General features: G+C 64.0%; 13 protein-coding genes. 10 read left to right on the top strand and 3 right to left on the bottom strand.

The features are described from left to right. Together TY25_RS43035 and TY25_RS36080 are read right to left on the bottom strand one after the other, a co-directional pair. Positions 1–481 (bottom strand): site-specific integrase (locus TY25_RS43035; protein WP_201773746.1); only part of this gene is annotated, 481 nt, incomplete at its 3' end. Positions 482–706: 225 nt separating this feature from the next. After that, the gene (locus TY25_RS36080) at positions 707–1,159 is read right to left on the bottom strand and encodes a MarR family winged helix-turn-helix transcriptional regulator (RefSeq protein WP_201773745.1); all 453 of its coding nucleotides are present in this window, start codon (positions 1,157–1,159) and stop codon (positions 707–709) included. A 183-nt stretch (positions 1,160–1,342) separates the two neighbouring features. Between TY25_RS36080 and TY25_RS36075 the strand changes: the two genes are divergently transcribed. The 10 genes from TY25_RS36075 to TY25_RS43740 all read left to right on the top strand — a co-directional run bounded on the left by TY25_RS36075 (position 1,343) and on the right by TY25_RS43740 (position 9,826). After that, entirely contained in the window at positions 1,343–1,933 is a 591-nt protein-coding gene (locus TY25_RS36075; protein ID WP_081869331.1) for a nuclear transport factor 2 family protein, read from the top strand. 262 nt (positions 1,934–2,195) lie between these two features. Continuing rightward, complete coding sequence (locus TY25_RS36070) at positions 2,196–2,786, top strand: nuclear transport factor 2 family protein (protein WP_042264088.1); 591 nt, start codon at positions 2,196–2,198, stop codon at positions 2,784–2,786. A 75-nt stretch (positions 2,787–2,861) separates the two neighbouring features. Continuing rightward, positions 2,862–3,422 carry a carboxymuconolactone decarboxylase family protein gene (locus tag TY25_RS36065; RefSeq protein WP_081869329.1) on the top strand — a complete coding sequence of 187 codons (561 nt, stop codon included), beginning with the start codon at positions 2,862–2,864 and terminating at the stop codon, positions 3,420–3,422. A gap of 20 nt (positions 3,423–3,442) precedes the next feature. Next, positions 3,443–4,939: a phthiocerol/phthiodiolone dimycocerosyl transferase family protein gene (locus tag TY25_RS36060; RefSeq protein ID WP_042264086.1), complete on the top strand. Its 1,497-nt coding sequence runs from the start codon at positions 3,443–3,445 to the stop codon at positions 4,937–4,939. Positions 4,940–5,003: 64 nt separating this feature from the next. Continuing rightward, positions 5,004–5,894, top strand: coding sequence for an amidohydrolase (locus tag TY25_RS36055; protein ID WP_369405392.1), 891 nt, complete (start codon positions 5,004–5,006; stop codon positions 5,892–5,894). A gap of 499 nt (positions 5,895–6,393) precedes the next feature. After that, the gene (locus tag TY25_RS36050; RefSeq protein ID WP_226887307.1) at positions 6,394–7,869 is read left to right on the top strand and encodes a cytochrome P450; all 1,476 of its coding nucleotides are present in this window, start codon (positions 6,394–6,396) and stop codon (positions 7,867–7,869) included. Positions 7,870–8,559: 690 nt separating this feature from the next. Further along, positions 8,560–8,898, top strand: coding sequence for a helix-turn-helix domain-containing protein (locus TY25_RS36045; RefSeq protein WP_042264080.1), 339 nt, complete (start codon positions 8,560–8,562; stop codon positions 8,896–8,898). 202 nt (positions 8,899–9,100) lie between these two features. Further along, positions 9,101–9,445 (top strand): integrase catalytic domain-containing protein, encoded by a 345-nt coding sequence (locus tag TY25_RS43750; protein ID WP_052383418.1) that lies wholly within the window; start codon positions 9,101–9,103, stop codon positions 9,443–9,445. Continuing rightward, positions 9,429–9,647 (top strand): hypothetical protein, encoded by a 219-nt coding sequence (locus TY25_RS43745; RefSeq protein ID WP_052383417.1) that lies wholly within the window; start codon positions 9,429–9,431, stop codon positions 9,645–9,647. The genes TY25_RS43750 and TY25_RS43745 overlap by 17 nt, the downstream gene beginning before the upstream one ends. Beyond that, entirely contained in the window at positions 9,644–9,826 is a 183-nt protein-coding gene (locus TY25_RS43740; RefSeq protein ID WP_052383416.1) for an integrase core domain-containing protein, read from the top strand. Before TY25_RS43745 ends, TY25_RS43740 begins: the two co-directional genes overlap by 4 nt. Positions 9,827–9,895: 69 nt before the next feature. On the opposite strand, the gene TY25_RS36035 is transcribed toward TY25_RS43740, so the two are convergent. Continuing rightward, positions 9,896–10,870 carry a hypothetical protein gene (locus TY25_RS36035; protein WP_042264078.1) on the bottom strand — a complete coding sequence of 325 codons (975 nt, stop codon included), beginning with the start codon at positions 10,868–10,870 and terminating at the stop codon, positions 9,896–9,898. Positions 10,871–10,992 lie beyond the last annotated feature (122 nt).

The raw sequence follows: 10,992 nt of genomic DNA, 5'->3' as shown, positions 1-10,992 counted from the left end.
GTGTTGCAGGCTTCGAAGATCCGGAGCCCAACCATGACCACGAGTGCGAAGTCGAACGGGTTGGCCGAGTCACGAGCCGCCGAGAGCAGCGCTTCGAATGTAGATGCGAAAGACCAAGCGTGGGCGACTCGTTCGACACCCGCGGTCGACGCACGTACTCAGCCGGCGAGTGCTCCAGGATGCCGTCGATGACGCAGGTCCGGTAGAAACCGGTCACCACGGCCATCCGGCGCGCGGCAGTGGCGGGCTTGAACCTGCGGACCTCCCGCATCCAGCCAACGTAGCGTTCGATCTCGGCCCGGTTCATCGCTAGCGGACGGGCTTCGCGCTCGACGCACCAGGCGAAGTACAGGCGCAGATCCGAAGAGCAATGGATTCTGGACGTTCCGGTGAACCGGGCGAGGTAGACCGCTGAGGCCAGCCGCAACACTAGGTCGTCGTCGTCGGCGAAGGCGACGTCGATGTCCGCTGAAGTACTCATGCACCACGATGCGCCCGCAGGCCTGGTCACTGGAATCGGTCACGCGCCGGAATCCGCGCGGAACGCGGCATGAGCGCGCACTCTTGTCGACTGAAGTCAGTGGCGGAGATGAGCCGAAGCCGTCTGCTGTAGAACGTCTTCGCTGATTATCGGATGTTGTTGGTAGTAGCCGCCGAAGCCCGACAGCGTTGCGTTCGTGACGAGGATTTTCGCGCGATTCCCCGGCTAGGCGCCGTTCTCGGCTTCCAGCACGGCCACCAGTTTCTCCAGCACGGGCAGCGCCCGCTGCAAGGCCTGCTGTTCACGTGCGCTCAGTTGCTGCAACGCCCTGGCCAGGGCGGTCGAGCCCAACTGGTTGTAGCGATCCAGGATCTCGCGGGAGGCGGGGGTGAGCGACAGTCCGACGGCACGGAAATCGTCGGGGTTGCTGACCCGTTCCACGAGACCGGCCTGCGCCAGGCCCTTGACGAGATTGCTGACCGTCGACGGGGCCACCCGCATTCGCTCGGCCACGAGCCGCGGGCCTATCGTGCCGTGCTCGGGCAGGGCGCGTAACAGCTCGACCTGGCTCTCGGACACATCCGTGACCTCGCCGGTGCGTCGGATGTACCGCCCGAGCACTCGGCGCAATGGTCCGAGTATGCGATCGAGCCGATCGGCGGTCTCCTGCAGTGACACTGTTCTCCTTTTATTTCGCAGCAAAAGTACTTCGATCATAAAGCACGCCGGTGGATGCTGGTTTCCGAGACACGTCGGGCGAGTGTACGAAGGGTCACATACTGCTAAAACAGTTTTGGCTATAAAGTACTTTTCATTGAATCTCGGAAACTTCCATGCACCGCAGTCAAGGAGGTAAGACCGATGACGGACACGATCAGAGATGCTGAGCGCACCGACCACCGTAACGGCAGCGCACACCCTCAGGCGAGGGCCCCGATGGGCTGGGCCAGCGCCGCGGGGGTGGTCGCTTTGCCGCCGGCCACCGCCGGTGAGCCCCGCGAAGCGCTGGATCGACTCATGATCGCCGATCGGATCGCCCGCTACGGTTGGGCCTTCGACGAAGGCGACCGCGAGGCCCTTGCGGACTGTTTGACCAGCGACGTCACCTACCGATCGGTCTACGCCGGACAGTTCCACGGCAGAACGGAGCTGCCCGCGAGCGAGGGTGTGGGGGCGTTCATGGACACGGTGACGACCGTGTGGTCGGCCTTCTCCAGCCAGCCACGCCACATCTTCACCAATGTGGTGGTGGGCGACCTGGCCGGGGACCGGGCCACCGCCTACGCCTATATGCCGTCGATCAGCGCCGACGACGCCGCGCCCCGGCTCGCCTACTGCGAATTCATGCGGTTCGAATTCCGGCGAACCAGCGACGGCCTGTGGCGTATATCGAGCCTCACCTACGGCATGGATGTCGACGCTCTGCTGCTCCCGCCGGGGGTCGACCTGTAATCGCCCCGAACGAGGAGGAGCTGAGGCGCCCGATCCCGTCGTAACCCGCCGATATCACCGGCGAATCCAGCCAGATCGGTGGGGCAGAAGAAGGTTTCGGCGAAGGGTATCCGACGTCGTAGTTTCCGCCGTGCCGGGCGTATTGGAATTGAATGGTAATCCCGTCGCGGCTGCATGCGGTGTCATGCGATTGACGATCACTTCAGAGTGATTACAGCATTCCCGGAAACATTGATGTATCTCAGCCATGGAGGTAAGACCGATGACGGAAACGACAAAAGATGTCGAGCACACCGATTCCCGCGACGGCAGTACAGTCTCGGAGGCGGGGGCCCCGATGGGTTGGGCCAGCGCGGCGGGGGTGGTAGCTCTGCCACCGGCCGTCGTCGGGGAGCCCGGTGATGCGCTGGATCGGTTGATGATCGCCGATCGGATCGCCCGCTACGGCTGGGCCTTCGACGAGGGCGACCGTGAGGCGCTCGCCGACTGTTTGACCAGTGATGTCGTCTTTCAATCGGTCTATGCCGGACAGTTCCGCGGCGGAAAAGAGCTGCCTTCGATTCAGGGCGTGTCCGCGGTCGTGGACCAGCTGACGACCGTGTGGCCGTACTTCCCCCGTCAACCACGCCACATCTACACCAACGTGGTGGTAGGCGACCTGGCCGAGGACAAGGCCATCGCCTACGCCTATATGCCGTCGATCATCGCCGACGACGCCGCGCCCGTGCTCGCCCATCTCGAGTTCCTCCGGTTCGGCTTCCGGCGAACCAGCGACGGCCTGTGGCGTATCTCGAACCTGTTGTACGGCATGGATGTCGACGCTCTGCTGCTCCCGCCCGGGCTCGAACTCTAACCGCCTCGGACGATCGTAAGCCGAAGGTGCCCGATCGCAGCGGTAGCGACCCGCTGGTATCACAAGGAGGCTTTGATGGCTCGTTTGCCGTATGGCGATCTCGACGCCCTGTCGCCCGAGGTGCGGGCGCAGGTGAAACTGTTCGGTGATTCGAATATCGACCGAATGCTGGCGCACGCAGACGCCGTGGTCGGGCCTGTGCTCGAAACCAGGTTCGTCATGCTGGCCGAATCCGCACTCGACCCCCGATTGCGGGAAATGGTGATCCTGCTCATCGCGCACCACTGCCACTGCGCCTACGAGGCGGCCCAGCACGAGGGCTTGGTGCAGAAAGTCGGCCTGACCCAGGCTCAACAGGACGCGCTCGCCGCAGAAAGACTCACCGATCCGGTGTTCACCGACGCCGAACGCGCCGTGCTCGATCTCGTCGCCGCCGCATTGGCCAACCAGGGAGACGTGTCCGACCAAGTTTTCGACCGGGCATACCGCTACCTCGATGATCGGGCCGTGGTCGAGTTGATGATCGTGGTCGCACTCTATTCCGGCCTCGCCATCCTGCTCAACACCCTGCAGGTCGACATCGAGACGGCCACGCGCACACGCGTCGCCGCGGCCGACCATCGAAGGGCTGTCTGAGACCGCACGCGACATCATGAATGACTGACATATTGAGACTGGCCGGGCCGCGTCGCTCGCTCGGTGACCTCGAGAAATCGTTCGCCGAACGGCGAGCGGTCTTGAAATACGGCATGCCGGCGGTTGGTCGCCTCGACATCGATCGACTCAGCGCGGCATTTATCGCGCTGACCGACCGTAACCCGGTGCTGTATGCGCGGATTGGGCAGGCCGGGGACCGTTACTACTTGGAGCCGCGGGAGCCATACGCCGTGCCGTTCGAGGTCAGTGACGGCGATCCGGACGAATTCCTCAGTGCCCCAGTGGATCCGCTCGACCAGTCCAAGCATGTGGCTCGGCTTCAGGTGGTGCGGCGCGGTGACGTCGCGACGGTGGCATTCACGTTCAATCATGCGATCGCCGACGGTAACGCCGCCGCCGCGCTGATGGGGAAGGCGTGGGCGAATTACACCACACTCGTCGAAGTCGGCGAACTCAGTGCGGCCACACCGCGGCCGATACCGGTCGGGCCGCACCAACTGCTCGATCCGCACGACGCGCCCCCGCTTCAGCCGCCACCGACCGAATTCCAGAGCCCCGCAACTCATCTGACCGGGGTGACCAGCTTGCCTCGGCTCACTACCGTGCAACTGGACACGGACCGGACAACGGGGATTATCGAGGCCGTACGTGCGCGCGGCATTACCATGCACGCCGCCGTTGCCGGTGCGGTACTCGCGGCCGAACGCAGTCTGATCGACCGCGCGGGACCGGTGCCGATGCTGGTCCTATCCACGGTCGATTTCCGCGCATTGCTCCCGGTCCCGATCGACGTACTCGATATCACCAACGGCATCGGCAGCGTGGTCACCGGCCAGTTGGTCGGTCCGGACGACCCGCCGCTGCGGTTGGGTGAGACGGTCGTCAGTGATATCAGAGCTCGCGTGGCCGACGGCTGGGCCGTGTACTCCAGTATCGGATTCTTCCCGACACCGCAGTTGCAGGCCGCTGCTCCGCCGATTTCCTACATCGGCAATGTGGGGCGGATTCCCGAACTGAAAGTGCCTGCGGAGCTTGCGATTATCGACGTTCGATTGGGAAGCCCCAGTTTCCCGACGAACGCAGCCATGTATCTCGTGTACGGCTACGGCGGCCGACTGACCATCAGTGTGCTGCAACCGGCCGACGGGATCACCGAGGCGCGCCAACAGCAATTGACCGACCGGATTATCGACGGGTTCACCAATCTGACCTGGTCGCACGATGGCGCCCCTCCATCGACACCTTTACTGAGCGCCGAAGAGGGGCAGTCCGTTGGAGAGGTGTATCGGCCCGTACTTCTGCTGTGGCAGATCTTCGGGCGACGTGACCGGCTCGACACGGTGCTCGATATCGCGGCTCACGCGGAAGATGTTGCGGCACTGGTCTACCGGTCGATCGGGATCGAATCAGGCATCGGTATGGGAATGAGACGGAGTGGTCCCAGTGAATGGCCCGTACGCCAAGGTTTCTGGACATCCGTCGTCGTAGTTCACTGACGGGATGGCACGACCATGACGAAGACGACACCGAAATTTCGCGGCCCTCGACACGCAGCCCGAGCTGGCGGAGTTCTATCGCGACCTGCACCGGCATCCGGAACTGTCATTCCAGGAGCACCGCACGGCCGAGGCGGTGGCTCGCGCGGTGCGCGGGCTGGACGGCTGGCGGGTGAGTACCGGTGTCGGCGGCACCGGGATCGTGGCCGTGCTGAACAACGGTCCCGGGCCAACGGTGTTGCTGTGCGCGGACTTCGACGCCCTGTCGATCGAGGAGCACACCGGTTTGCCCTATGCCTCGGTGAACACCGGCGTCATGCACGCCTGTGGCCATGACCTGCACACCACCTGCCTGCTCGGCGCGCTGCCCCTGCTCACCGAATCGCGAAATACGTGGTCGGGCACGGTTGTTGCGGTCTTCCAGCCCGCCGAGGAGCTCGGCCAGGGCGCCCAAGCCATGGTCGATGACGACCTGTTCACTCGCTTCGGCACATCCGACATCGTCCTCGGCCAGCACAGCTGGCCGCTGCCGGTCGGCGTGCTGGCCGTGCAACCCGGCACCGCATGGGCCGCTGCCGATGCCTGGCGGGTGGTCCTGCACGGCCGCGGTGGACACGGCTCGAGTCCCCAGGCCACCGTCGATCCGATCGTGATGGCCGCCGCGGTGGTGTCGCGGTTGCAGACCGTGGTCGCACGCGAGATCGCCGCGACCGGCCAGGCCGTGGTAACCCTCGGCGCGATCAACGGCGGCACCAACGACAACATCATCCCCGGCGACGTCGAACTGCAACTCAACATCCGCACCTTCACCCCACCGTCCGCGACACCGTGCTGGACGCGGTCACACGCATCATCAATGGCGAAGCCACCACCGCGGGCGCACCGAAACCACCGGAAGTCTCGCCCATCGACCCCTACCCGTCCTGGTCAACGACGTGAGACCCCGGGACATTAGCGGCTTCGCAAGGTCGTGACAGCCCTCGATCTTGCAGCTACTGCCGTCATCGTCGCGTGGTGGCTAATGGCTGTGACCGGTCACGCCAACGGGGATCCCCGAATCTTGACGCTCAGCGTGCTGCTCTGCCTGTGCTGACTGTGATCGCGTGGATGCGGACCGGCCAGGCGAGCATGGTCGGTCTGGTGGCGGTTACCGCTATGACGTGGGCGACGGACCACAGCCATATTTTGCATGTGCCAGGTTTGACCTTCATCGGTGCTGCACTGGGCCGCAACTTCGGTTCCCCCCAGGTCGGCTGGCCAGCGTTGCACCGCGTGCTGGCGCCTGGTAGACGCCGGGGCTTCCTGCTGACGCAGAGTCAAATCGCGCGGGCGAGTTCAAGTGAAGCCCGCGAAGCGTGTGACCGACGAAGATCCACCCGTACGGGTGGTAGTGCTGCAGCCGGGCGTGGCGGACAATGGGGAGAAGTCCGACTTGCGGTGGAGGGGAGTTGGTCGTGGACGAGTGGTCGCCAATTCGACAGGTAATCAACAAGATTCGTCGGAGACCGGGTGACGGTTCTGCAGGACTCGGCGCGACCATGGGCGCTGAAGGACGGCGCGGTGGTGCGGCGATTGCGGTAGCGCCGCGGCGGTTGCCTGTGCTGGGGCATCTGGTGCCGTTACTGCGAGATCCGCTGGGATTCATGGCTTCTCTTCCTGCGTACGGCGATGTGGTGAGTATCGGACTCGGACCGGTGTCCGCTGTGGTGGTCTGCGATCTCGAACTGACTCGGCAAGTACTGCTTCATGACCGAATCTTCGACAAGGGCGGGGCACTGTATGTCGGTGGCCGAGAACTGGTTGGCGACGGCTTGGCGACTTGTCCGCATGCCAAGCATCGTCGGCAACGACGCCTGCTGCAGCCGGCGTTTCATTCGAGACGTATCACTGCGTATGCGCCGGTGATGGTGGAGAAGATTGCTGAGATGGTCGACTCCTGGTGTGACGGCCAGGTTGTCGACGTGAAGACTGATCTGCACACCTTCGCCGCCCGCGTGATCGCAGCGACGCTGTTCGGCCAGGCGATCACCGAGGAAACCCAACAGCGGCTGCTGCATGATGTCGAGGTTGTCTTCGCGGGGAATATGCGTCAGGCCGTCCTGCCGGTGTGGCTGCGTCGGTGGCCGATCCTCGGCAATCGAGCCTGCGTCGAGGCGGCAGCCGAGGCGCGTGCCCTCCTCAGCGAGCTTGTGGCGGCTCGTCGCGCTGAGGGGGTCGATCACGGTGATCTGTTCTCGGCGTTGCTATTTGCCCACGACAGCGCCGGAGGCGGGCGGTTGAGTGACGAGGAAATCGTCGATCAGGTGCTCACCTTCTTCTTCGCAGGCACCGACACCAGCGCCGCGACACTGGCGTGGGCGCTGATCCTGCTCGACCGGCATCCGGAGTTTGCTGCCCGACTGCACGCAGAAGTCGACATCGTGCTGGCGGGACGCCCCGCTGGCCCCGAAGACTTGCCGAACCTTCAGTTCACCGCCCAAGTGATCAACGAGGTCTTACGCTTACGGCCACCAGCGTGGCTGCAGACTCGGACGGTCGCCGAGGACACCGAACTCGGCAACTACTCGCTGCGGGCCGGTACCACCGTCATCTACAGCTCGTATCTGATCCACCACCGCGCCGACCTCTATCCCGACCCCGAGCGGTTCGACCCCGACCGTTTCGGCCCCGACCTCCCCGCTCCGCCGTCGCGTCATGCGATGCTGCCCTTTGCCGCTGGAGCCCGTAAATGTATCGGTGACCAATTCGCCTTGACTGAGGCAACTTTGGCGTTGGCGACCGTCGCTGCTCGATGGAGGCTGCAGATGCTTCCCGGTACCGACGTCAGGCCGACCCTGGCTGTCGTACCGCAACCTCGACAATTGCGGATGCATGCCGCCGCGCGCATACCGCGTCCCGCCCGGCCTGAGGGCACAACTCAAAGAGTCTGAGACCCTGAACGAAGCGGCACTGGGCAACTGGGTTCCGCGACTCAACACTCGAAGGTCATACTCCCTCTGCATGTTTCGTGACGCACTCCCTGGCGTAACCAACGTCGTGGTACTCACTTCGGTTCGCCGCAATGCGCACAGAGGAGGCCGCGGCCGTGGATGCAGTCGATCGAGGACCGGGACGGGCCCAAGCGTTCACGGCGTACGCTCAGGGACCTACGTGGCTCGAATCTGGTTGATGCGATCGTATTTCGACTTTGGCGCGACATCGTCCGTGCCCGGCATTGGGTGGTGGCGAGTTGCGGATACGTGAAACGAGTCTAGCAGAGATGGCACATTATCGCTGAGCCACAGGACAAATGGGCGTGGCAGACCTGTCGATGGTTCGAGCTGGACACCCAGGACGCAGAATGGGGAAATTCCGTTATGGGCGGCATACAAGCGTCACGATATCGCGCCCGGGTATCTCTATGAACTAGAGAAAGGAAAGTGCCAGCCCGGCCCGACCAAGCTCGATAGTCTGATCAGGGGTTACAAGCTGAACGAAGATCAGGCGCGCTACCTACACGACCTCGACAGCCCCTCAGTGGATCTTGCGCCGGAAGAGGAGCTGAGGATCTTGTGCGTCAAAATTCTTGGCAGGGTAGCCAGGTTTAAGGGTCCTGGCCCTACGAGCCAGGAAGAACCGCCATGTCACGGTCGGCGAAGCCGAGAATCCCCGTCGAGGACAAGCTGCGGATCGTCCTATCGGTGCTCCGAGGCGAGATGAGCGTTTCCGAGGCGGCGCGGCGACGGGGCGTGAGCGCGGTGGCAGTGTCGAAATGGAAGCAGGCATTCCTGGAGGCGGGCGCGAAGGCCCTCGAACCGCGCCCGAGTGGGTCGGCCGGAGCTCGCGGCGGGGCCGAGGAGCGGCGGCTGCCGATCGAGAACGAACAGCTCGAGCTCGCACTCGCCGAAGCGACGGTGCAGCTGCGGATCCAGCGTCACGGCGGTGTCGAGCGTGTCCCTTCACCGACCTCGAAGCCCTGAGAGCGGCACAGCGATTGCCGGTTTCGAGGTTCGCCCCACTGGCCGGGATCCCAGAACGCACCTACCGCCGTCGGCTGGCTCTGCTTCGGGCCGGTGGGCCGCAGCGTGTATCGCGGCCGTCACGCGGCTCGATCGGTTCGAGCCGATCGCGGCGGAGGATGCCGAGGCGTGGCCTGCGTGGGGACACCGCAAGATCGCGGCAATGATGCGCGCCGACGGCCACGAGGTGCCGACCTCGACGGTCGAGCGGGCTCTGCGCCGTCGCGGGTTGTTGTTGCCGCGCGGGTTTCGTGCGGATCGCAAGTCGTGGGTGGCGTTGCGGCGCAGGGTGTTCCGAGAGCCACCCACCCAGCGAAACAGGGTGTGGCAGACCGATTTCAGCGAGTTCGAAACCAGCGGCGGAGGGATCTGGCGGATCTGCGTGGTCATCGACTACGTCACCAAATACTGCCTCGCCATCACGGTGACCACGACCGCGCGCGGCCACGACGCGCTGAAGTGTCTCCGGCTCGCCGTCGCTGAAGCCGAGCATGTCCTGGCATCTTGATGACCTGCGCGTCGACCGGGGAGTAGCCGAGGGCCTCGGGCTGGAGGGTGAGCCCGTCGGCGCGGTTCCGGCGCCGATCGCGGTGGTCTCCGACAACGGGTCGTGTTTCCGCGGCGAGGTCTTCAAGACGGCCTTCCTCGGCGCCGATCCGCTGCTGCGGCATGTCCACACCCGTGTGCGTTCCCCGCAACCAACGGTGTGATCGAGCGGTTCTTCGGGACGTTGAAATACGAGCATTTGTATCGCGGTGTGATCGCCGACGGTGATGCGCTGGACATGGAGGTCCACCGCGTCCGCGTCATCTACAACACCCTGCGACCGCACCAAGCACTCGGAGACCGGACACCCAAGATCGCCTACCTCCAGGACCAATCCGCCTGAGAACACGCGACATGCGGCATGTGCGGACATCCAGATCAACGACGGCTATCGAACACCCCTGCCGACGGGTTAGTCGCTACGAGATACCGTGCCCTGTATCTCAGACGTGCCAGTTCCGCCGTAATCCGCATATTTGTAGGTCGCCGAAACCACCCGGTTACTGCCAGCCTCACAATTCGGAGTGTGCAGGTCAGTAAACGCGAACTTGTTGCCTGTACCGGGCCGATACAGCATCAGGGCGGTTCCCGGCGGACCCGACCGTAACGGCAGCTCGTCTCGGAACGAGATCGCGGTCGGCGGGGTAGATTCGACGCTGCCTGTGCCGTTACGCAGTGTGACCACGACCCTGAACACGCTGTCGGGCACATCCTTCGGCGGATACGACTGTGTCGCGCCGCCGGTATAGACGGTTGTCTGTCCCTCGTCGGTCCAGTCCGACAAGTTCCTGCCGCAATGGGGGTTGGCGACGAGCCAAGCTCGGACACCGGACGGGGTGTCGCTACCTGCGATCAGCGGCGGAATCGTGAGCACCACACTGACAAGAATGGCAACTACCAGCACTGCGCCGCCGCGCATCGAGGCGGCGCGCGTCCGGCCGTTTCGGTTGCCATACCAATGCAAGAAGGTTGCCGTGAACGCTGCGGTAAGTGCGAAGCACGCCGCGACGATGCTCGCGTCGAGGTGTCCGGATAACTCCGGCTTGTAGTCGGACAAGTACAGTTCGGTTCCAACCCGCTGAGCGAACCAACTGACAACTATCCCACCCGCGATGGTGCCGCCAGGCGCGAGCCGGTGCGGCATCAGCCCGAAAAAGCCAGTGACGACCAGCACCGGGCTGATCACAAACCGGAACGGCCAATAGACCATGACGTTGGCCGCGAAGTTGCCGCCCGCTTCGAGCTCGAACCGTGGATCTGCTCCCGGCTCGGAGTACAGTCCGAGCCCGATCTCCAACCACGCCACAGCCAGCACGCCGACGGCAACGACCTGCAGTATGTACGTGAGAAGTTTCAAGCGATTCCACGATGCATCACGAGCAAACACGCGGTCACTGTATCGACCAGTTGTGTCCGATCCGGTTACCAAGTGTGGAGAAATTGTGTGGGTCTGGTAGGAGGCTCCGCAGTCGGGGAATTCGAACTCATGCAGAGAGCGTCGTGAGTGCA

The organism is Nocardia brasiliensis NBRC 14402 (genome assembly GCF_000308475.2).
Taxonomy (GTDB): domain Bacteria; phylum Actinomycetota; class Actinomycetes; order Mycobacteriales; family Mycobacteriaceae; genus Nocardia; species Nocardia brasiliensis.
The sequence above is the reverse complement of the archived record's forward strand: the minus strand, read 5'-3'. Positions and strand labels throughout refer to the sequence as shown.

Excerpts from the sequence above, each read along its gene's own strand:
- TY25_RS36075 (WP_081869331.1), top strand. The coding sequence starts at position 1,343 with ATGACGGACACGATCAGAGATGCTGAGCGCACCGACCACCGTAACGGC.
- TY25_RS36070 (WP_042264088.1), top strand. The coding sequence starts at position 2,196 with ATGACGGAAACGACAAAAGATGTCGAGCACACCGATTCCCGCGACGGC.
- TY25_RS36065 (WP_081869329.1), top strand. The coding sequence starts at position 2,862 with ATGGCTCGTTTGCCGTATGGCGATCTCGACGCCCTGTCGCCCGAGGTG.
- TY25_RS36060 (WP_042264086.1), top strand. The coding sequence starts at position 3,443 with ATGACTGACATATTGAGACTGGCCGGGCCGCGTCGCTCGCTCGGTGAC.
- TY25_RS36045 (WP_042264080.1), top strand. The coding sequence starts at position 8,560 with ATGTCACGGTCGGCGAAGCCGAGAATCCCCGTCGAGGACAAGCTGCGG.
- TY25_RS43750 (WP_052383418.1), top strand. The coding sequence starts at position 9,101 with ATGATGCGCGCCGACGGCCACGAGGTGCCGACCTCGACGGTCGAGCGG.
- TY25_RS43745 (WP_052383417.1), top strand. The coding sequence starts at position 9,429 with ATGTCCTGGCATCTTGATGACCTGCGCGTCGACCGGGGAGTAGCCGAG.